21 protein-coding genes are annotated in these 23,652 nt (G+C 31.3%); all 21 read right to left on the bottom strand.

Features of this window, described 5'->3' with window-relative positions:
* Positions 1 to 3: 3 nt before the first annotated feature.
* A complete protein-coding gene (locus tag ABZP37_RS00815; RefSeq protein ID WP_366184827.1) occupies positions 4 to 795 on the bottom strand; it encodes a polysaccharide biosynthesis/export family protein in 792 nt (263 codons plus the stop codon).
* Positions 796 to 878: 83 nt separating this feature from the next.
* The gene (locus ABZP37_RS00820; RefSeq protein WP_366184828.1) at positions 879 to 2,834 is read right to left on the bottom strand and encodes a nucleoside-diphosphate sugar epimerase/dehydratase; all 1,956 of its coding nucleotides are present in this window, start codon (positions 2,832 to 2,834) and stop codon (positions 879 to 881) included.
* A 158-nt stretch (positions 2,835 to 2,992) separates the two neighbouring features.
* Positions 2,993 to 3,859, bottom strand: coding sequence for a glucose-1-phosphate thymidylyltransferase RfbA (rfbA, locus tag ABZP37_RS00825; RefSeq protein ID WP_366184829.1), 867 nt, complete (start codon positions 3,857 to 3,859; stop codon positions 2,993 to 2,995).
* A gap of 12 nt (positions 3,860 to 3,871) precedes the next feature.
* On the bottom strand, positions 3,872 to 4,732 hold the full coding sequence (gene rfbD / locus ABZP37_RS00830; protein WP_366184831.1) for a dTDP-4-dehydrorhamnose reductase: 861 nt from the start codon (positions 4,730 to 4,732) through the stop codon (positions 3,872 to 3,874).
* Positions 4,732 to 5,280, bottom strand: a complete 549-nt coding sequence (rfbC, locus tag ABZP37_RS00835) for a dTDP-4-dehydrorhamnose 3,5-epimerase (RefSeq protein ID WP_366184832.1) — start codon at positions 5,278 to 5,280, stop codon at positions 4,732 to 4,734. The genes rfbD and rfbC overlap by 1 nt, the downstream gene beginning before the upstream one ends.
* 5 nt (positions 5,281 to 5,285) lie before the next feature.
* Positions 5,286 to 6,425, bottom strand: a complete 1,140-nt coding sequence (locus ABZP37_RS00840) for an aminotransferase class I/II-fold pyridoxal phosphate-dependent enzyme (protein ID WP_366184834.1) — start codon at positions 6,423 to 6,425, stop codon at positions 5,286 to 5,288.
* Positions 6,426 to 6,458: 33 nt separating this feature from the next.
* Entirely contained in the window at positions 6,459 to 6,740 is a 282-nt protein-coding gene (locus tag ABZP37_RS00845; protein ID WP_366184836.1) for a hypothetical protein, read from the bottom strand.
* The gene (locus tag ABZP37_RS00850) at positions 6,730 to 7,692 is read right to left on the bottom strand and encodes a glycosyltransferase family 4 protein (RefSeq protein ID WP_366184838.1); all 963 of its coding nucleotides are present in this window, start codon (positions 7,690 to 7,692) and stop codon (positions 6,730 to 6,732) included. The genes ABZP37_RS00845 and ABZP37_RS00850 overlap by 11 nt, the downstream gene beginning before the upstream one ends.
* 8 nt (positions 7,693 to 7,700) lie before the next feature.
* A complete protein-coding gene (locus ABZP37_RS00855) occupies positions 7,701 to 8,810 on the bottom strand; it encodes a glycosyltransferase family 4 protein (protein ID WP_366184840.1) in 1,110 nt (369 codons plus the stop codon).
* A 31-nt stretch (positions 8,811 to 8,841) separates the two neighbouring features.
* Complete coding sequence (locus ABZP37_RS00860; protein WP_366184842.1) at positions 8,842 to 9,627, bottom strand: hypothetical protein; 786 nt, start codon at positions 9,625 to 9,627, stop codon at positions 8,842 to 8,844.
* Between the two features lie 349 nt (positions 9,628 to 9,976).
* Positions 9,977 to 11,236, bottom strand: coding sequence for an oligosaccharide flippase family protein (locus tag ABZP37_RS00865; RefSeq protein WP_366184844.1), 1,260 nt, complete (start codon positions 11,234 to 11,236; stop codon positions 9,977 to 9,979).
* Between the two features lie 41 nt (positions 11,237 to 11,277).
* Positions 11,278 to 11,571 (bottom strand): GIY-YIG nuclease family protein, encoded by a 294-nt coding sequence (locus ABZP37_RS00870; RefSeq protein WP_366184846.1) that lies wholly within the window; start codon positions 11,569 to 11,571, stop codon positions 11,278 to 11,280.
* A 1,172-nt stretch (positions 11,572 to 12,743) separates the two neighbouring features.
* Positions 12,744 to 13,652 (bottom strand): NAD-dependent epimerase/dehydratase family protein, encoded by a 909-nt coding sequence (locus ABZP37_RS00875; protein WP_366184848.1) that lies wholly within the window; start codon positions 13,650 to 13,652, stop codon positions 12,744 to 12,746.
* A gap of 65 nt (positions 13,653 to 13,717) precedes the next feature.
* Positions 13,718 to 14,800, bottom strand: coding sequence for a DUF1972 domain-containing protein (locus tag ABZP37_RS00880; RefSeq protein ID WP_366184850.1), 1,083 nt, complete (start codon positions 14,798 to 14,800; stop codon positions 13,718 to 13,720).
* A gap of 75 nt (positions 14,801 to 14,875) precedes the next feature.
* Positions 14,876 to 15,949: a glycosyltransferase family 4 protein gene (locus ABZP37_RS00885; protein WP_366184851.1), complete on the bottom strand. Its 1,074-nt coding sequence runs from the start codon at positions 15,947 to 15,949 to the stop codon at positions 14,876 to 14,878.
* Positions 15,950 to 17,221 carry a glycosyltransferase family 4 protein gene (locus ABZP37_RS00890; protein WP_366184852.1) on the bottom strand — a complete coding sequence of 424 codons (1,272 nt, stop codon included), beginning with the start codon at positions 17,219 to 17,221 and terminating at the stop codon, positions 15,950 to 15,952.
* A gap of 333 nt (positions 17,222 to 17,554) precedes the next feature.
* Positions 17,555 to 18,451, bottom strand: coding sequence for a glycosyltransferase family 2 protein (locus ABZP37_RS00895; RefSeq protein WP_366184854.1), 897 nt, complete (start codon positions 18,449 to 18,451; stop codon positions 17,555 to 17,557).
* 403 nt (positions 18,452 to 18,854) lie between these two features.
* Positions 18,855 to 20,222, bottom strand: a complete 1,368-nt coding sequence (locus ABZP37_RS00900) for a hypothetical protein (RefSeq protein ID WP_366184855.1) — start codon at positions 20,220 to 20,222, stop codon at positions 18,855 to 18,857.
* A 60-nt stretch (positions 20,223 to 20,282) separates the two neighbouring features.
* Positions 20,283 to 21,119 (bottom strand): DUF4422 domain-containing protein, encoded by an 837-nt coding sequence (locus ABZP37_RS00905; RefSeq protein ID WP_366184857.1) that lies wholly within the window; start codon positions 21,117 to 21,119, stop codon positions 20,283 to 20,285.
* Positions 21,116 to 22,213 carry a UDP-galactopyranose mutase gene (gene glf / locus ABZP37_RS00910; RefSeq protein WP_366184859.1) on the bottom strand — a complete coding sequence of 366 codons (1,098 nt, stop codon included), beginning with the start codon at positions 22,211 to 22,213 and terminating at the stop codon, positions 21,116 to 21,118. The genes ABZP37_RS00905 and glf overlap by 4 nt, the downstream gene beginning before the upstream one ends.
* Positions 22,206 to 23,621, bottom strand: a complete 1,416-nt coding sequence (locus ABZP37_RS00915) for a flippase (protein WP_366184861.1) — start codon at positions 23,619 to 23,621, stop codon at positions 22,206 to 22,208. Before ABZP37_RS00915 ends, glf begins: the two co-directional genes overlap by 8 nt.
* Positions 23,622 to 23,652 lie beyond the last annotated feature (31 nt).

Genomic DNA, 23,652 nt, shown 5'->3' on the forward strand with positions numbered 1-23,652 from the left:
GGATTATTTTGTAATAGAAATAATTAAAGTAACTAAGGTAAGTAATATAGAAGCCGCTGAAATAACGACACTTGTATCAGGTCCAATTTTAGAAGCATTCACTTTGGACTTATTAGGCTCCACATAAATTACATCATTTTGGCTTAAATAATAAAAAGGTGAATTCATAAAATCTGCTTTAGTAATATCTACCCTATTGAAGGTTTTCTGACCATCAACTTCTCTAATTACTAAGATATTATCTCTTTTTCCGTATATGGTTAAATCTTTGGATAAACTCAAGGCTTCAATTAAAGTCAATCGCTCTGAATTGATGGTATAAACTCCCGGAGAATTTACTTCACCCTGAAGTGAAACTTTGAAGTTTGTTATACGAAGATTAATAATTGGGTTTTTAATATAAGTAGCAATTTTTTGACTTAACATCGCAACAACTTCGGTTCTTGTTTTTCCTCCAATTTTAAGCTTACCTAAAATCGGGAAATCTATTGTTCCCTTAGAATCAACTAAATACAATTGCGAAGATTCTCTAGCTGATGAATACTGATTCTCTGGAGCCACTACAAGAATCGCTTTTAAGTTAAAAGGCGCCGCAATTTCAGCATCTTCAGCCGAAACTATAATCATTAACAAATCGTCAGGCTGAATCTTTATTTCGTATGAATTAGTCACTTCTGTTTTTGCTAAACTATCACTATTTTGATAGTAAACAACCTCTTGTTTAGAACCACAAGACATTAATAAACAGATAAAAAACAAAGGGAATTTATTTTTTATTAGATTAAAATATTTCATTTAATTTATTTTTTTTTTACGATTGCGAATATAGAAAAAAACAGTAAGAAAAGAAGTTTATAATCCCCTTTTATACACAAAGATCAAGAGCTTATTTTATCTAATATTTCAAAATTTGAATTCATACTTTTAAATTCCGGCACAATTTGTTTCATTTTCATCACAATATCGTCTTTTTTGAAAGATTTAGAAATCTCAATTAATACGTTTATTTCCTGATGTAAATGGACACATCCTTCCTGAATCTCTTCAGCGATCATTATTTTGTCGTGATAAGTTGGTAGGGTTTTAGAATCATTATATAATAACTCTTCATATAATTTTTCACCTGGACGTAAACCAATTTCTTTAATTTCAATATCTTTTCCTGGTATAAATCCAGCCAACTTAATCATCTTATAAGCTAAGTCAATTATCTTAACCGGTTTCCCCATGTCAAAAATATAAATTTCACCTCCATTCCCCATCGCTCCAGCTTCTAAAACTAATTGGCAGGCCTCCGGTATAGTCATAAAATATCGAATAATGTCTTTATGAGTAATGGTAACAGGACCTCCCTCTGAGATTTGCTTTGTAAACAAAGGAACAACTGAGCCATTGGAACCTAAAACATTACCAAAACGCGTGGTGATAAATTTGGTGCAATCAAGCCCCGCCTTAACATTTTTCAAATGCAAGGATTGTACATACTTCTCAGCTATTCTTTTACTAGCCCCCATAACATTACTTGGGTTCACCGCTTTATCAGTTGAAATCATGACAAATTTTTCAACATGAAACTGACAAGATAAATCAGCTACATTTTTAGTTCCTTCCACATTAGTTTGGATAGCTTGTGAAGGATTTTCTTCCATTAAAGGCACATGCTTATAGGCTGCCGCATGGAAAACAACTTGAGGCTCGTACGTTTCAAATACATGAGTCAAAGACTCTTTGGACCTAATATCTACAATAATAGTTTTGAGCATGGATTTTGATTCTATGCTCTCAAGCTCTAAATTTAAATTGTGTAGTGGCGTTTCAGCCTGATCTAAAAGCATCAACATCTTAGGCTCAAACCTCAACACTTGACGGGCGATCTCACTCCCTATAGAACCCGCTGCTCCTGTTATTAATATCCGTTTATCTTTAAGCTGATTTGAAATTAACTTATTATCCAAAACAATAGGATTTCTGTTTAGTAAATCTTCGATTTGAATCCCCTTAACTTTTTGTGAAATCTCTTTATTATTCTCCCAATCTGAAATCATAGGAACGGTATAAACCTTATAATTATACTCTAAACATTCATCCACAATAACCATTTGCTCTTGTTTAGACAAACTCTTATCGGCAAAAATTAACCCCTGCGCACCTTGACTTCGCATGAGTGTTGGAATCTGTTTTTGTTGTGTCAGAATAGGTAAATCTAGGATTCGTTTGGTACTACTTTGTGCGTTCTTATCAATAAAAGCTACAATTTTAAAACGGGAAGGTGTTTCAAATTTCAAGGCATTGGCCACTGATATCGCATTTGCATCAGCACCATAAATAATAGCTTTAGTCAGACCGTCATGATCCCGTTGGGTGAAATACAATTCAAACGTTTGTTTCACCATTACTCGGTACAAAAACAAACCACAAAAAGACAATACAATATTGATAAACAATGAGGTATTCAAGAAAGCTTTATAGCCATATATAAATTGATGGGTATAATTAAAGCAAAGAAAAACAATTAAAACAGATACCTGTGAAAACAAAAGTTTTACGGCATCAATATAGGAGGAATGCCTAATAATACCCGAATAAGTCCTAAACAACCAAAAGAAAAATAGATTGACTATTACAAAAGCCCCTACAAAAGTAATTACGGACTCCATATTAATATAACGCAATCCCATACCCTTAAACAACAAATAAGTCGCTGAAAACGCCCCACCCAAAACAGCAAAATCAATAATAATTATAATCCACCGTGGAAGATAACTTAAATTATTGAAACGCAACCTCAGACTAAGCTTAGAAAAAAACTGTTCTAAACTTGAATTATTATTCATTTTCAAATTATTCTTTTTATGATTTTATTGGCACTTAATTATCAAAAATACAATTTAAGTTGAGATAACAGATAATGTAGCGATTTATATTATAAGTTTGGCAATCTTAACATTACATTGTACTAAAAAATTGACGATAAATGATTAAGCTTCACCTATTAAACCTCTTTTAAGAGTCCAATAAGATACTCCCCATAACCTGATTTTTTTAACGGCATGGCCAAATCCCTTAACTCTTTATCTGAAATAAACCCTTGACGCCAAGCTATTTCTTCAATACATCCAATTTTCAACCCTTGCCTCTCTTCTATCACTTGAACAAACTGTCCCGCTTGCATCAAGCTATTAAAAGTCCCTGTATCTAACCAAGCAGTTCCCCTACTTAAAATCCCCACTTTTAGTTTCCCTTGTTCTAAATAGGCCTTATTGACATCGGTAATCTCGTACTCTCCCCTTGGCGAAGGCTGAATGTTTTTAGCAATTTTGACAACCGAATTATCATAGAAATACAATCCTGGAACTGCATAATTAGATTTAGGTTTCAATGGTTTTTCTTCAATAGATACGGCAATCAAATCTTCATCAAACTCCACAACTCCATAACGTTCCGGATCTGACACATGGTAAGCAAAAACCACACCTCCATCAGGATTAATATTGGACTGTAATAATTCATCCATATTAGACCCAAAAAAGATATTATCACCCAAAACCAAAGCAACACTATCGCTACCTATAAATTCTTCACCTATAACAAAGGCTTGTGCTAATCCATTTGGAATGGGTTGTTCTGCATAGCTAAAGCGGCAACCGATAGCACTCCCATCACCTAATAATTTCTTGAAATTAGGCAAATCATGTGGTGTAGAAATAATTAATATTTCATTGATCCCCGCAGTCATCAATGTTGATAACGGATAATAAATCATCGGTTTATCATAAACGGGCATCATTTGTTTACTCATTGCTAAGGTCAGAGGATGCAATCGCGTACCCGAACCACCTGCTAAAATAATTCCTTTCATAACTATTATTTATTAAGAATCCTTAAGTTTACCTATCATTTGGACTAGACTTTCCTTATATGGAATAGTCTTAATACCATATACTTTTTCTATTTTAGATTTATCTAATAAAGAAAAGGCGGGACGTTGTGCTGGAGTTGGATAATTCGAAGCAGGAATCCCATTGACTTCACAAGACAACCCAGCGATCTCTTGAATAGCTGTAGCAAATTCAAACCAGCTAATTTCACCTGCATTAGAATAATGGTAAATCCCTGGATTCCATTTTTCGCTTGTTAAGATCGTCAAAATAACTTGTGCTAGATCAGCTGCGTAAGTAGGAGACCCTATTTGGTCATTAACGACTCCTATTGCATCTCTTTCAGTCATCAATCGAATCATTGTTTTTACAAAATTAGCTCCAAATTCGGAATACACCCATGCCGTTCTTATAATAATACTATCCGGGCATAGAGAAAGGCAAGCCTTTTCTCCTTCTAATTTTGTTTTTCCATACACACTTTGTGGATTAGGTGTATCCGTTTCAGTATAGGCTACTGGTGAATTTCCATCAAATACATAATCAGTTGAAATATGGATAAATTTCGCTTGCGACTCATCACACAACTGTGCCAAAGTAGCCACGGCTAAATGATTTACTACATTTGCTATTTCTTGATCTTGTTCTGCCTTATCTACCGCAGTATAAGCTGCGCAATTGATAACTACATCAGGTGCAATCCATTTAAAATTAGACTTTATTTCATCCTGATTCCCTAAAGGAAATTCTTCAATGTCTGTAAAAACAAATTCAAATTCGGAATAATTAGAAGCTAAAACTTTAATTTCCGATCCTAATTGGCCGTTGGCTCCTGTTATTAATATCTTTTTCATTAAAATTGGCTGTTACAGTTTTTAAAATCAGGTAAAATCAAATCTTTCTCGGACACAATAGCGTCTTTTAAGTCCATTCCCCAATCAATATTCAAATCGGAATCATCAAAACGAATACCGCCTTCACTGGCTTTATGGTAATATTGATCACATTTGTACATTACGAGAGCGGTCTCACTAATAACCGAAAAACCATGAGCAAAACCCTGTGGTACTAACAATTGCTTTTTATTTTCAGCATTTAATTCAACACAGAAAGATTGACCATAAGTAGGCGAATTTTTTCTTAAATCTACAGCCACATCAATAATTGCTCCTTGTAATACTCGAATTAACTTGGTTTGCGCATAAGGCGGATTTTGATAATGCAATCCCCTTAACGTTCCTCTCTTAGAAAAAGATTGATTGTCTTGCACAAAGTCGATTTGCACTCCCAGATCCTTCAATTTATTCTCATTATACGATTCCATAAAATACCCTCTTTCGTCTTCAAATACAACGGGGTTTATAATTACTAAATCCTTAATAGGTGTAGATTCTAATTTCATTTTTTTTATTTAAAATATTCCTTTATCACTGTATAAATTCTGTCCTTTTCCTCATTGGTTAAATTAGAACCTGAAGGCAAACACAACCCTTGATTAAACAAATTTTCGGCAACCTTACCTCCATAGTAAGGATATTTTTCGAAAACAGGTTGTAAATGTAAGGGTTTCCACAAAGGACGCGCTTCTATATTTTCTTTTTCTAAAAAATATTGCAAACCCTCATTGCTAAACCCTTTATTCTCATTAGGTTGAATAATAATTACTGTCAACCAACAATTAGCATAAAAATCCTCATTTGGCACTTGGTAAACCTTTACGTCAGGAATTGCATCAAAAAGTTCTAAATAAAAATCATGGATCGCTCTTCTTGAAAGTATGTGTTGCTCAAGCACTTCCATTTGGCCTTGACCAACAGCTGCACAAATATTTGACATCTTATAATTATACCCTACATAACTATGTTGATAATGAGGCGCATTATCTTTAGATTGGGTCGCATAAAAAATAGTTTTATTCTTTATCTCTTCTGACTTCGCTATTAAAGCTCCTCCTCCTGAAGTTGTAATAATTTTATTCCCATTGAAAGACAAGATTCCAATATCTCCAAAAGTACCACATTTTTGATCTTTATAACTACTCCCTAAAGCCTCCGCGCTATCCTCTAAAACGGGAATACTATATTGATTTGCAATGGCATGAATGGCTTCTATTTGATAAGGCACCCCGTATAAATGTACAGCAATGATAACCTTTGGCTTTTTTCCTTTGGCTATTCTGTCTATAATTGCTTTTTCTAAAGCTATAGGACAAAGGTTCCAAGTTTCATCCTCACTATCTATAAACACTGGTGTTGCTCCTTGATACAAAATTGGATTTGCTGAAGCCGAAAAGGTCATACTTTGACAAATCACTTCATCGCCTGCTTGAACCCCTAACAGAATCAAACCTAAATGTATCGCTGCAGTTCCTGAACTTAGAGCAGCAACATGACATTGATTTCCTAAATAGCCTTGCAATTGATTTTCAAATTGATTTACATTCTCTCCTCCAGTTGACAATGCATTATCAGTCAATGCTTGCTGAATGTAATAATTCTCAGTTCCACCTTGATGGATAGAGGACATATAAATGGGTTTCTTACTCATTTATATTCCTAGTGTTTTTTATCCTAACGTGCATCATCTTCTTTTGCTTGACTGAAGGGTAAGGGTTAAAAATGAAATTAATTTAGAATCTTTTTCTAAAGCTACGGTGGCATTCACATAACCGATATTAAACGAACCTGACACACAATAAAAATTTGTGAAATCTAATTTATAGTCTTGCCAACCCCTTATTCGATTTTTATCAGAATTTGTAATTGCATAAAATCGTTCGATCTCTGTAAACTTAAAATCATTTAAGTACAAAATAGAACTTCTAGCATCCGAAAAAATTGCTCCGTCAATACTATGCAGCATATTCTTTTCTTTTTTTAAGCAAATAAAACTTAACCGAATACAGCAGAAAAAGCGGAAGCAAAACGACCAATATAATGACCACATCTGAATAGACTTGATAACACCAAATGACCAAGCTTGAAACTAAGAACTGTAAAAGGGCATACCCTAATGACACTACTCTATGGTCTATTTTATAATCATTACATAAAATTTGATAAAAGTGCCAACGATGCGCTTCTGATAATTTTTCTTTTAAATAAATCCGATGCACAATAGTCGAGGCCGTTTCTACTCCATAAACGGATAAAAACATAATCCAGACAATTGAATTAGTCAGCAAGAATAACTTTAATAACAAATACACGATCCAGAAAGCAACTGCAATACTCCCTATATCTCCTGCAAAACATTTGGCTTTTTTTCTGTAATTAAAAACAAGAAAAACAACCGATGCTATCATGGGATATATAATAAAATCCAAAGAAACAAATGGCACTATAAAATAATTTACATAGCCTAAAGCTCCCAAAACAGATAGCGTGTACAAGCCCGTAATTCCGTTGATCCCATCCATAAAATTATAGGCGTTTATTGTTCCTACAAAAAAGAAATAGGCAAACAAAATACCGTACCATGGAAAAATGACAAAAATATCTAAATCAAAAAATAAGACCGTAATAGCTATAACATGAGCCAGAAAACGTAGTTTACTCGACAAGCTCTGAATATCATCCCAAAAACTTATCAGGCTCACCAAGGTAATCCCTGTGAAAAAAAGATAATTATTTTGACTATTTTGAATAAAATACAATAAGGCTGCAAACCAAAAAATAATTCCGCCACCTCTTAATGTGATTTCGGTATGAGCACTTCTATGGTTGGGTTTATCAATGATATTGTATCTATCAGCAAATTTAAAAAAGACCAGTTCCATAACTAGTAAAAGCAAAAAAAGGACTAAATACATCATTATAAAAATTATTGATTTAAAAGTGACTTAAAAATATTCATATGAAGCTTCACAAAATCCTTTTGATCAAATTCCTTCTCAGCTTTTGCTCTAGCATAATTTCCCATACGCTCTCTATCTTCTGGAGAATTAATCAACTTTTCAATGGCATCAGCTAATTCTTGAATCGATTTTACAGGAACTTTATATCCATTTAAGCCTTCATCCACACATTCTCTACAACCAATAGCATCAGTGGTTACAATTGGTTTTCCCGCTGCGCAAGCTTCTATAAGTACGGTAGGCATTCCTTCTCTATAGGACGGCAACACAACTATATCTGAGTTTTGATATTCCGATAAAATATCATCTTGAAACCCTTCCCATTTTAAATAATCCTTGATTTCAATACCTTCTAGATATTGTTGGGGAATACCTTCCTTATTATCTAAATCTATCATGCCACATAATTTAAAAAAGACTTTCCCAAAATACTTGTCTTTTAATAACAAAGCAGCATCAACAAATTCTTTAACTCCCTTGTCCCACAACATGCGTGTTGGAAGCAGAATAACTAATTTCTCATTCTCAACACTCTCAACAGGCTTAAAGGATTCTAAATCAGCCCCCACACCCTTAGTAAAGAAAACTTTATTTTTATCACTAACAATTCCTAACACTTTCAATTCATTATAATCATCTTGATTTTCAAAAAGCAAATAACATTTGTTAGTAGAGAAACCCAAACGCATTAATTTCGCCATTACATTTTGGACAAAACCTCTTCTACTTTCAGTGAAATTATATCCTAAACCACTAATTGCATTGACCGTATTAATGTTCAAAATTCTGGAAATGATGGAGCCATAGATTACTGGTTTCATCGTCACGTGATACACTACTTCAGGCTTAACCGATCTATATAACCTGAACATTTCAAAAATCAACTTAATCTCCGTAAATACATTAATTCCTGAACGAGACATATTCAAATTAACAAAATCAAGTCCTGCTTCTTTTATTCTATTTGAACTTCCTGTATCTTTAGTAGCAACAACTACCTGAAAATTTTGCAATAATGCCTCTTTACCAATGCTTAAGCGATGCATGAGAAACAACCAATCGACATTGGTTACCATTAAAAGTTTTTTATTATTCATTTAAAAGCAATTAGTTTTGGATTCTATTAAAATTAATCGATTTAATAAAAAAATAAAATAAAAATGGTAAAAACATAACTCTCATTCTATTACCTAATCCTAAATTATATAAATATGCTCCAAATAAAATAATAAGAAGTAAACTAGCTACTAATGCAAATTGAGTATCAATAGACAAATTTCTATATCTAAAAGGTGTTTTTATCCAAAAAAACAGTACCACAACTACTCCAAGTACTAAATAAACATTCTCAATCGATAATAGTAGTTGAAAATTATTAGTGAATTGATATAAAAAAGGTAATGGCATAAAAATCAAATAAAAAATACGAGTAAGAATAGTTGTGTTTTCAATACTTATAGCGCTAGCCCCACTATCTGTTTTTGAAAAACTCAAAAAGCTTTCTCTATAATTTTCAATTGATTCTAAATTTAAGTTATCAATTTTTAGATAATATAAAATAAAAACCGCTACCCCAATTACGATCGCTAAAAATGTAAATAAAATAATTTGCATTTTATACTTTTTTGAAAACTCCGTACTAAACAGAGCTACAATTATGATTGCACCTATTAAAACTATAAAAACATGTGGCCGTATGAAAAAAATAAAAAGCAAACTTGTCAATATCCTCCAATCATAATTTCTTTGTTTTATATTTTGCAATAAAATTACCATCAACCAAAATAACAATGCCTCTTTTCCTAAAAATCCAGTCCAAAAATGCAGGGAAGGAATAAAAAAAAGAAGAAATAAAATAGCATTATTGTTTTTTATAACTTCTAATTTCAACATATTAAACAAAATTAAAAATGCTTTAAAACTTATCGATGCATATAATAAAAAAAGTACTGTTATATGAATTTTCAATTTCACAAACGGATAAGTAATAAAATACATGAATTCATGCCCAAACCCAAACAAATGCAACCAACCATCTGACTTAGAGGCTATTTCATAAAAGTCTTTTGGATCATTTATAAAACTCATATCATATAAAAAATAGGCAAAAAACAGACTAATGCTAAAATGTAAAATACCAAAAGAAACCAACCCTAGTTTATAATAGTTATTTGGTAACTCTTTCAATGTAACAAAAACTAAACGTACGTTGTACATCAGTATAACTAGTATAAATATGAAATTACTTACTATTTCCATCGTGCTGTTTTTCTAATCTAACTATTTTATTAAAATGATAAAAAGATAATAATGCATAAAGCGCTCTTCCTATTACAAACGTAATAGCGCCTCCCAACACAGGAAATTTTGGAATTAAAAAAAAACTACTTAAAACAATAAAAAATGTTGTTGAGACCGTAATTCTTCGATACAATTTATCTTTCAAATAGACTAACAATCCATTAATTCCATAACTAGAGATTACCCCCATTAAAAAAGGAATAGGACTTAAAATCTGAACAATTTGGACGGTATATTCAACATCGATTTCTTGTTCTAGATGCAACCAATTAGAAATTAAAAAAGGACTTCCCAAGTACATTAATATACTTAAGCAAAATCCAATTCCTAATAAGACATATCGAGTAGGTGGCATGTTTTTTTTCTCTCTGTTCACCATTGGATAGAAAACCGTGGTCAAAACTGTATTTACCGTAGCAAATGCGCTAGTGACTTTCACCCCTACTTGCGTTAAAGCAACAGCGTAAGGCATTCCGAACACACCAACCAAAAAAACGATCAATACACCCGTAGTTGAAGGCAGTAACAAATTGACATAAGCATTAAAATGGAGTCGTAAATAGTCTGTTATTTTCTTTATGGAAAGTAATTGTATCGTTATTTTAAATTCCTTTACTACCCATACAAAAGCAATTCCTGAAATCACAAACAACCCTATAGCTTCTGAAAATGGTATCCAAATAAAGTCATTCTTTTCATTGACTAACAACAAAACCAGACTTACATAAATAATAGTCGAAAAAAAGGAAATTAGCGTAATGAATTTCATTTTCTCCAAACCTAAAAAAAACCATCGCAACGAAAACAAATCACCCAGCAACAGCAAGGAAGCTGAAAAATATAAAACATTCCCATCCTTAAATTTAGGCACAAAAAAAACCAATATAAAAAGGACTAGGTAAACCAACAACAATAAAAAAAGTTTCACCGAAAAAACCTCATTAAACAATTGATTTATTTTAGCTGTATTGTCTTTATTCTTTGCTAATTCGCGCACAACAGCTAAATCAAAACCATAATTCAAAACATTTACAAAAAACAACATCAATGCCATGGCAAAAGCATAAGTCCCGTAATTAGCAATTCCTACTTTCAAAATCAAGTAAGGAATTAGGCCTAAAGTTAAAGCTAAATCCAGTCCTTTTACCGTAAATAAAGAGACTAAGTTTTGCGAGAAATGATATAGCTTGTTTTTATTCAATGGTAATTTTATTATTATACGCTTAATGATTGATAATCATTTTATTTGTCAAAATTCTTCTTTGCTAAATTTATTAAGGAATCATAATCCCCTTTTATCAATGCTTCTTTCTTTAATCTCGACCATTTTTTAATTTGTTTTTCTTTTTCAATTGCTAAATTGATATCCGTAAATTCACAATAAAAAACCAAATCTAAAGGTCTTTTATCAAATGTATAACAAGTTGGATAAAAGCCTATGTTATGTTTAAACAATCGATCTGTTAAATTACTAGTTACTCCAGTATAATAACTTCCGTCTGAACATTTTAAAATATAAACATAGGAAAGTTTCATTGAATTTTATTTTTCACCAAAACTTCTCGATACGTTTTAGGTCCATGTCAGTTCGAGTGATGGTTTGCTATAGCGAAAGTAAACCATCGTATCGAGAACCAGGTGAATGAATCCCTACTATTATTCGAACTCATCCAAATCAAAACACTCGAAGAGACGATTCTTGTCGAAGTGACGATTGTCTTAGAATTGACGCACCAAACGTAAATACTACCACCGTCAGTTCGAGTGAGGATTTACTGCAGCGATAGCGGAAGTAAAACCTCGTATCGAGAACCGAGAACCTCGTTAAGTGTAACCAAAACTTCTCGATACATTTTGATTTATCGAATCCCTACTATTATTCGAACTCATCCAAATCAAAACACTCGAAGAGACGATTCTTGTCGAAGTGACGATTGTCTTAGAATTGACGCACCAAACGTAAATCCTACCACCGTCAGTTCGAGTGAGGATTTACTGTAGCGATAGCGGAGGTAAACCCTCGTATCGAGAACCGAGAACCTCGTTAAGTGTAACCAAAACTTCTCGATACATTTTGATTTATCGAATCCCTACTATTATTCGAACTCATCCAAATCAAAACACTCGAAGTGACGATTCTTGTCGAAGTGACGATTGTCTTAGAATTGACGCACCAAACGTAAATCACACCACCGTCAGTTCGAGTGAGGATTTACTGCAGCGATAGCGGAAGTAAAACCTCGTATCGAGAACCGAGAACCTCGTTAAGTGTAACCAAAACTTCTCGATACATTTTGATTTATCGAATCCCTACTATTATTCGAACTCATCCAAATCAAAACACTCGAAGAGACGATTCTTGTCGAAGTGACGATTGTCTTAGAATTGACGCACCAAACGTAAATCCTACCACCGTCAGTTCGAGTGAGGATTTACTGTAGCGATAGCGGAAGTAAACCCTCGTATCGAGAACCGAGAACCTCGTTAAGTGTAACCAAAACTTCTCGATACATTTTGATTTATCGAATCCCTACTATTATTCGAACTCATCCAAATCAAAACACTCGAAGAGACGATTCTTGTCGAAGTGACGATTGTCTTAGAATTGACGCACCAAACGTAAATCCTACCACCGTCAGTTCGAGTGAGGATTTACTGTAGCGATAGCGGAGGTAAACCCTCGTATCGAGAACCGAGAACCTCGTCCTCTACTCTCTAAACGATTTAAATGTTTTCAATAATCCCTCTTTAGACGACAACGGCAACTCAATCCCTAATGCTGTTTTGATTTTTGCATTGCTCACCACATAATTTTTAGTAAGTTTTTGCAGTCGTTCTGAGTTAATAGGTATGGGTAAAACATCTCCTATTTTGGCGATGGTTTTAATGATACCTTTGGGAATAGCTAAAATAGATGCTTTACGTGCCAATGAATCTCCTACCAAACTTACAATATCAGTGGTAGATAAAGACAAATCATCGGCTATATTATAAACTCCTGAGGCAATCTTATTTTGCAATAGTTTTTCAATAACAAAACAAAGATTTTCTACACTCAAAAATGATCTTTTATTATGATACGCTCCCAACGGATAAGGAATTCCTTTTGAAACAATACTATAAAGTAAATTTAAATTCCCTTTATTTCCGGGTCCGTGAATCATGCACGGACGCAAAATATAAACTTCTTTATCCTGTGGGAGATTTTGCAAAATATATTCCTCCGCCATTAACTTAGATTTTCCGTAAACTGTAATAGGATTTGGAATTACTTCTTCATCCAAAATACCCGCTACCGTATCTGCAGCTGCTTTAACAGAACTGATATAAATAAATTTTTGAGCGGTTGATTGTAAAAACTGATAGTATAATCGTTTCGTTAGTTCATAGTTGACTTGGTAATATTCCGCATCGTCCGAAGTTTTTTTTAAGTCATGGGCTTTACCTGCTAGATGAACTAAAGTATCATAATCCGTCTCTTGTTCGAAAAAACGATCATACGTTAAGGCATCAGTCGTCTTTCTAGAAATTCCAGTGACAGTATAATCTGAAAGCAAATAAGAGCATAGGTTTACACCAACAAATCCCGATACACCAGTTATGTATATACTTTTCATACTAACTATGATATTACAATATAAAAGAACAAATTAATTAAAACTAAAAATCAAACATGATCAACTTATTTAAATATTTTAGCATATTTATTAGTTATAATCTCCCACGTATATCTCCTATCGGCTATTTCCTTCATTTTTAAACCAATATTACCTATGTCAATCAAACCTTTATTGTGTTTTTTTAAAACTTCAATCAATTCAGAACTGTTATTAAAATATATTGCTGAATTCTCTGTAGTTTCCACATTATAATCAACGTTAAAGGATACAATACACAATTCTAAATTCATAGCTTCAACTAATGATGGATTAGTGCCTCCAACACTATGACCATGAATATATAATGCACAATTAGACCTTAATTCATCAAGTATTTTTTGATCATAAATAGGATCTAATAAAATTATATTTTTGCAATTACTATAATTGATTTTTAAATTCTTACCAAATTCACTATAATTCCAATTACCAATAATTACAAGTTTTGTTTTCCCTTCAATTTTAAAAGCTTCCAAAATCAAATGAATATTATTTTCTGGTTCTATTCTACATACTTTAAAAGCATATTTATTTGCTTCTATTTGATATTTTTGAGCAGTCGCAACACTTAACGGAATTTTAAGTACGTGATCACCACCATATTCTATCAAAACAGATTCTTTTTTATATTGTTCTAACAAATATTCTTGGATTTTTTTATTATCCGCCACGACTATATCTGCATACTTAACGCCTAATTTTTCAGAAACCTTGAGAAACCATCTTATAAAACCAGACCACTTTTTCCTTTTCCATTCTTGACCGTCTGGATTTAAAATAATTCTCTTTCCAAACAACCTCATAAATGGTAGTGCAATACATCCGGAAGTCCCACATATATATAAAATATCGCATTTAAAACAGGCATGCAACATGGAATAAATATCATAGGGAATACTTTGAATACCGTTTGCTTTCAATTTCACAATCTTTAATTTTGCTCCATTGTATTCTGTAAGACCAGGTTCTGCATTATGAGAACTAGTATATACCAAAAAAGAAAACTTCTTTTCAAGATTTTTTGTTAAGTGATTTACTAATTGATCCCAGCCCCCATATTTACCAGGCAATCCATTAGTTCCAATAATAGCAATTTTATTTTTCATTATATTATTTTAAAAATTTTATTTAAAAACACCAATAACTATTCTTATCTGTCTCGTAAACATCTAACTTACAGCCTATTGAATCACGAGCTTTACTTTACTTATAAAAGTATCGTAAGAGAAGTTTTTAGAAAAGTAGATTGATGCATCTGACATCTTTTTATATTTTAATTCATCATTCAAAATCAACTTTATTTTCCTTATTAATTCTGTTGTTTCACGAGAATCAACTTTATATCCGTTTGATCCCTCTTGTACAAGTTCAGTTATCCCTCCAACTGGTGGAACAATACAAGGAATTCCATAAGTCATTCCTTCTAAAATAGTGAGACCAAAAGTCTCTATAAATAAACTTGGAATTGAAAAATTGACTATTAAATCAGTTTTAGAGTAAAATGGATGCAAATTTGTTTGTGTTTCTACAATTTCAAGATTGCGAATTGTTTTGTAGTCATGAAACAAAAGTAAAATATCTTGTTTTGAAGCATCACAAACTAGTGTAAAATCATATTCATCAAGTAAAATTGCCAATTTACAGAATTCGAATATTCCTTTGTATTCTCTGGCTGATGAAACCATTAATATCCTTTTTCGACTAGCCACTTTAGGTACCTTAATTTGCTTATCAAAATAATCTGAGGAAAGACTATTATGTATTACAATTGCTTTTTTTTGACACTTATCATTTAACTGATTTAAAACATACTCTGAAACACAAATAATTTCATTTGCAGTGATTTCCACTACGAAATAAAGGAATTTAGTAAATAATGACATTTTGGGATAAGACTCATGAAAATGATAAATAATTCTATTTCCCTTTAATTTAGCAATCACTGCTGGAAAAAATGGCTGTATAGTATTTAAATAAATAACGTCTTTTTTGTTAATCCCAAACAAAAAAATACCTGAAAATAACTGAAATTTCAAAAATTGAATTAATCTTAAAAATTTATTTTTTTTAAAAATATATGAAATATTCTTTTTGCGCGAACAATTCACATTTGACAAAAAACCACTATTATTGAAAGATGTGACTAGTGCTACATCATAATTTTCATTAAACAATCCTTGTACGACAGTCGCCAAAACATTGGGACTTCCAGTAAAACCATTATTAACATGAAAACAAACTATTTTATTTTTCATTTATACTCTCTTATTTTTCCAATTTTTAATAGCTAAATCATAAATATTATTAAAAAAAACTCCGCGAGTATCCCATGTATATAACTTTGCACATTCCACAACCCCAGCATTTAATTTTATAATTGTATCTGGATTATCAATTAAAAAATCAATTTGGTTTGCTAAATCATCGACTACTTGTTCATAGTTATCAATCTTGATTTTAATACCACATTTTTCGCAAATTGTATCGTGCATTCCACAATGATCCAACGACATTGTTGGTACTCCAACACTCATTGCTTCCCAAATTACTGTAGTATTCGCTTCACTTACACTAGTAATAATGTGTAAATCGGATTGCGACAATAACTCCATAACAGCAGTACGCTTTACTGAACCAACCCAATCTATATATTCATTTATATTATTATTTATTGCAAACAACTGCAATTCTTCCTTTAATGGTCCTTCACCAACGACTTTTAAATTTACTTTCTTAATATTCTTAACTCTTAATAATGCTCTTAATAAAGTTATTAATGCTTTCCGTTCATCAATACTACCTATCCAAATAATATTCAAATGATTTAAAACGTCATACTTTTTATTAATAGCATCAATATTTCCTACAATTCCATTTTCAGGTAGATATATAGAATCCACACCAAAATATTTTTTAATATTTATTTGATTCTCAGTTGTAGCTGTCATTAATACATCTGCACTTTGGATTGCTTTTTTAATTCGATTATTACACTTAAGTTGTATATTATTTGCTAGAGCTCTAAATCCTAATTTTAATTTCCCTGCAAAAGGTAATGACTTAATTAATTTATTAGAAACATTTGATGTTCCACCAATTGGCCCCCAAATATAAGGGAGCTTTAGTTTCCAAAGATAACCTGGTTCACGATAACCAATTGGTCCTAAAAAGTGAATTAAATCAAAATTCTCTTCTTTTAATAATTCTTTTGCTTTATTATAAACTTGCTTATGCCAATATTTGTAAGCAATATAAAAAGTATAAACTAGGATATTATTTCTATTAAGTGTATTTATTAAACGTGCTATTCGATTTGGTTTAATTGCCACAAATCTCACGTTAGGCAGTGGATTTATTCTAATAAAATCTTCTATCTCGGCAATTTCTCCCATGTGGTTACCAGACATACCATATAAAACAACAAGCATGTTGTCTTTTGACATATTTATTACATAATTCCAGGCTACTGAATATTCAGATCCACGAGTTGGAGAAATAGCATAAGCCAATACTAGAATTTTTTTCATAAATTAATAAGCTTTTATATTTTATTTTAAAAAATTATATTCATAATAAATTTTAACTTAAAGAATCTATAACATAGTTGTGTATTATATAGAATACTTTATCTATTGGCATCACTAGTAAGGAAAAATTAGTTACTTCAGTCTTTTTGATTAAATCCAATCTGAAAACTAATTAAAAAAACGTGTTATGATTAATAAGTCATCTACGTTTCATAACCTCTAAATAATGTATATTTTATTTTAAGGTAAATGAAATTGAAATTTGTCGATAAATTATAGCTACGCAGACTTAAATTAAATCGCATCTAAACTAAATTTTATAAACTGAAATAATTAATTTGTAAAAAAAATTAATTTTAATGATTTCAATTTTTCTTTCGTTGTAAATCGACTCTCGAAAAGAATTGTTAATCTAATAAACATCATAAATACTCTAAAACTAAGATAATTAATGCCCTTGAAATGTTTTTTTATATAAATATGTAAACTTGTTTGACTAAGAGCAAATCTTTTGTATGAAAATTTAAACGACGATGTAATACTTCCGCCTTCTAAATGAATTATTTTTGTGTGTGGGATTATCATTCTTTTATAACCATTCAGATCCATCCTCTTTTGCAAATCAGTCTCTTCATAATACATAAAAAAATCAGCATCAAACAAACCAATTTTTTCGATTACAAATTTTGGAATAAAAAGATCAGCACCAATAATATAATCAACATCAAATACCGATTCATTTAAAAGTTGCGATGAACTTGTATTCTTGTTTAATAACTTATCTTTTATTTTATTTTTAATATAATTCCATTCACTATTAATGCTAGGAAAATCGCCAAAAGACATTGTGGGCTTATTATCGACATCAAGCAATACCCCTCCTATTGCTCCTATTGAATTGTCGGAATTATGTAATTCCATAAATTCAAAAAACATTAAAACGGCATTATTTAAAAGTATTGTATCAGAATTAAGAAGAAAGATATACTTTCCACAGGCAGCATTAAATCCTAAATTATTAGCTCGACCAAACCCTAAATTACCCCCGGCCTCAATTAGCTTTACCCAAGGGTAATTATCTTTAATCAACGAAACAGAATCATCTTGTGAATCATTATCCACGACGATTACTTCATACTCAACACCTATCGTTTTTTCCTTAATCGAATCCAGACAATTAGCAAGCAGTTGTCTTGTATTATAGTTTACTATTATTATAGAAACGTTCATTTTCCTTTATTAAAATTTAAATTCCACAAATTGATTAGTGCACTACTATCCGTTTTAGCTCACTTATTTTGAACAAATTAAAGAGGATCAAATGTAATTATATATCCCATTGCATCGATTTTTCTTTAATTTCACCTGCAATACCAATGAATAATGATTAGTACAATGCAATACTATATGTTAGGACCAAACCACAATTATTATTTTAATAGACTGATCAGTATTCCAAATAAAAGCCACTTCTTCTATTGCTATGTACAAGTTTGACAGTAGTACTATATTCTAAACCCAGAAAGAACTATCTTTTTAGATCTAAATTATCTTAATATCTTAATAGACAAAAAGTGTTTTTATTACAAGATCAACATTTCAAATCTAATCCTACTTACTAATGCAGTCGTAATTAATTTTTTATTACATCTGTTTGTTCGAGTAAACTCATTTTTATAGTAGCTCCCAATAAAATTAAAAGTTCAAAAGGAATTGTCGTTGTAAAAATACCATGAACTACAAAAGTTCGGAACAATATAGTAAAAACGACAGCTTGTAAAAGCAAGACTATTAATTGACGGTATTTATCGAAACTTGAATTAATTACTCGGAATGCCTGAACCAAAAGTTTATATAAAAAAAGAAAGAAAAATAGCAAACCAATTATTCCTGTTTTCAATAATATTGTAATAAAGCCATTATGAAACATGGGTAAAACATCGAGTCCGCTGAATTGCTCATCTCCTTCATAAATCCAGTATGGAGTATAAGTAACAGCTCCAAATCCTTGTCCTACCAGAAGCTCAAAAACATTACCTTCATAAAATTTAGAAAGTCCTAAAAACGCCTCATAACCACGCCAGTTTTGCATTATCTCAAATCTTGAATCATAATCTTTCACGATGATTTCATCTAATGAATGACTCATTTTTGATTCAAATGTAACATCTTGCGAAACATCTTCTTTAACCGTTATAAAAAGACCTCCAAAAATAACAAATAAGGCAAAGAAAACTGAAACCCAATACATTTTTAAAATATTCTTATAATTATGTATATAATAGAGGCTAATCATTACTAGCAGTAAAATATAAAATGTTCTAGAAAATGATATTAGTACTGAGAAAAATGAAATGCTCATGATTAATAACTCGACCGAATTTTTAAACATTTTAATATTAGCTTTTCTTGTGTAAAACAGTATCGTGAAAATCAACAATGCCGAAGGATTAGACAAATTATAATTCGTTCTTGTTACTAGGCCTAGTTGCAAAAACAAAGATGGATCCTTCACTAATTCTAGCAATAAATAAAGAGTTACTATAAAAGACGTTACAATAATAACTTTGAGTAAATATTTAAAATCAAAAAAACTATTACAAAGACATATTCCTATAATGATAAACATAGGAGCTTGTATAAAATAAATTATATCTCTAGCAACATAATACAAATTATACTCTGTAAAATGAAAAAAAACAACAATAAACCCTAAAGCAAGAATACGATATAAAAATTTTATTTTTTTAATTGCAAGAAAACTAGTTTTAGTCATAGTAAAAACCAGATGAAATAGCAAAGGAAGTGCTAAAAACGGAATTGCTTTCGAATATGGCGTAAACGAAACAACCATTAAAATAGCTATGTATAAAAATATTATTTTATTTGTTTTTTTCGGATTTACACATTCTGTGAAAATGCTACTACTATTTCTCAATTTTATTTTTTTATTTATATAATTTAGTACTTGTAGTTTTAAAAACAGGACTAAAATATCCAAAAACAGTCTAGCTGTTTAAAAATATTAATATTTAAAACCTATTTGTGACAAACTCAATTATTACATGGTTTTGGTTCTTTCTTTCCCAATAAAAAAAGAAAGATTAAACCGCACAATTCGAGCTAATCTTGTAGCTAATGATGGATTCTTCAAATTATCATCAATCAAATATATAGGATATTCTTTTTTGCGTAGTTTATTATGATATATGTATAGATTAAATAATCTTTCAGCAAGAAACCCCCAAACTCTAGATTGTCTATTATTATAATATGAAATATTAATTTGATTTTCTGCTTCCCCTAGAACATCAAACAGCCATATACAATAATCATTATAATCTTTCCATTTCATAATCATCATATTGCAAGGCGATAATCTATTTGAAGCTTTAAACACTGCAAAAACAGAATCTTTATATTCAGGTTTTTTTTCAATTATAATATTTAAAACAGTATTCAAATCTTCACTAAAGTGATCAACACAATAAGCAGTAAATAAAGAATAACGTAATACAATTGGTTTGGTTACAATAATATCATGTTTTTCAAAGAGTAATTTAGGGTCAGGAATAGTTAAATTTATTTTATCAAATTCTGAGGTAGAAATTACTTCAGAATCAGAAAACAGAAGCCCTCTTTGATGAAAGTTAAAATACCTTCTATAATGGCACAATCCTATATAATCTACATTTTTCAAGTTCTTCCAAGCCCAATACATTGCTGTTAATTCACAATAACTCCCGTTTTTGGAACTAATATTATCTCCAGTATTATCACCCTGAAAAGGTAAATCTAGGTCACTTACATTTTTCCCTACGTGAATAGGTAAAAAAATATCGCTATCCGGAAATTGAGCTTCCTTATGCGTTGCAACTAATATCTTTATTGCACTCATATTTCTTTATTTATTCGATCCAATGCAACTTCAATCACTTTATGCATATCATAATATTTGTACTCTGCTAATCTACCTCCAAAAATAACATTAGTTTCTTTATCAGCCAACTCCTTATATTTATCATACAATACATTATTTTTATCATCGTTTACAGGATAATAAGGTTCATCACCTTCCTGCCACTCCGAAGAATACTCCTTGGTAACAACTGTTTTCTCCTGTGTTCCAAATTCGAAGTGTTTGTGCTCTATAATACGCGTATAAGGAACAGACTTCTCTGTATAATTTACAACCGCATTTCCTTGAAAATTTTCCTGATCTAGCACTGAATGTTCAAATTGTAAACTTCTATAATCAAGTTTTCCAAAACAATTATTAAAATACTGATCTATCATACCCGTATATACAATCGTTTTTGCTTGTTTTGTTAATGTTTCTTTATTTTCAAAAAAATCAGTATTTAATCGTACTTCAATCCCTTCTAATAATTTTTCAATTAATTTTGTATATCCACCAATTGGAATTCCCTGATAGGTATCGTTGAAATAATTATTGTCAAAAGTAAATCGAAAAGGCAAACGGCGAATAATAAATGCAGGAATTTCAGTAGCTGGACGCCCCCACTGTTTTTCTGTATATTCCTTAATCAACTTTTCGTAAATATCACGACCACCTAATACCAAGGCTTGTTCTTCTAAATTTTTGGGCTCTGTAATATGTAGAAATTCGGCACGCTGTTCCTCTATTTTTTTTCGAGCTTCATCAGGGGTTTTTACTCCCCAAAGTTGGTAAAAAGTATTCATATTGAAAGGCAAATTATAAAGCTTTCCCTTATAATTGGCTACTGGTGAATTAGTATAGCGGTTAAACTCAACAAATGAATTCACATAGTCCCATACCTCCTTATTACTAGTATGAAAAATATGTGCCCCATATTTATGTACATTTATACCCTCCACATTTTCGGTATAGACATTTCCCCCAATATGTTCGCGTTTATCTATAATCAAACATTTCTTCCCTTTCTTTGTGGCTTCATGCGCAAAAACTGAACCAAAAAGACCTGCTCCAACTATCAAATAATCATACATACTTTAATCTTTTTTTCACAATTGTTATAAATTCAACTACTAAGCTTTCTTTCATTATCAAAAGTGACCCAAAATAGAATAGTGAACCTACAGGAACAATGATAAGAAGTCGCAACCAAAACAGTCCTATTTCCATTTTAATAACAAATATGACCAGCATTAATACTAGTGTAGCAAATAAATATTTTAAAATAGTTTTAAAAGGCATTAGCATCCTGTATTCTTTTGCTATCAAAAAAAACATGACAATAAGAACAACTAATTCTGAACATAAAGTTGCTATTGCAGCCCCAACATAAGTAAAGTGAGGAATCAGTGATAAATTTAGGATAAGTGATAAAATAGCCCCAACAGCTACTGCAAAAACGACCTCTTTATCTTTACCCATAGGATAGAGTATTTGAATTCCAAATATATTAGTCAACCCAATAAAAAGTATTATCGGTGATGTAATTATAACACAAATTGAGGCAGGAAGGTATTGTTTTCCAGCAAACAACATAATAATTTCGTCGCTTAACAACATCATACCTCCAACTATAGGCAAACAAAAGATCCAAATTACTTCAAATGATTTTTTAAGCATTCGATTAAATTCATCGTTCATATCATTAGCAATAAAATAAGAAAGCCGAGGAAGCAGAACAACTCCTAAAGAAGTCACTAAAGCTAATAATGTCCTATTCAACTTTAAACCAGCAGCATAATAACCTACATTTTTGGCAGTCGACATAAAACCTAGCATAACCATATCTAGCTGGATATAAATACTGATAATGAAATTCATCAGATAAACCATTCCCAATGGTTTAATATGTCTTTTAAAATCCCAAGTCTCTGTTCTTTTTGCAAATAATGTTTTACGAGCATTATAAAAATTTAGCACTGATGATCCTAAGGAGGCAAATACAGTAATCGCTGCACTAATGATATAATCCTCCTTGTTATGAATAAATATAAAAATAGCAATAGTTGATATCGTTGAGAAAATGATACTTCGTGTAGTTATATACGAATACTGCTCTAGTCCCTGATAAAACCATTCCATACCTAATGAAGTAAGTATAATGGACAAGCTAACTATAAAAAACAATGTTTTTTCATCCGATAATTTTCCGTTTAAAAAAACTACTGCTATAAATATCAATGACACAATTACCGAGGTAATAAATTGCATTACAAATAATTCTTGCGTCAACTCAATCAGTTTTTTTTTATCATTTCTAACACGGGCTATTTCACGTATTCCGTACATAGGAATTCCAATTGAAGCTAGCAAGATGAAGTACCCTACAAATGATGCGGCAAAACTCACTTTCCCTATCCCTTCTGGACCTAAAACACGTGAGGTATATGGAAATGTTATCAAGGGAAATATCATAGTAGATACAGTCCTTACGATATTCATTATGGTATTAATTTTAACCGATTTCTGTTCC

This window comes from Flavobacterium ovatum, assembly GCF_040703125.1.
In the GTDB taxonomy this organism is placed as follows: Bacteria; Bacteroidota; Bacteroidia; order Flavobacteriales; family Flavobacteriaceae; genus Flavobacterium; species Flavobacterium ovatum.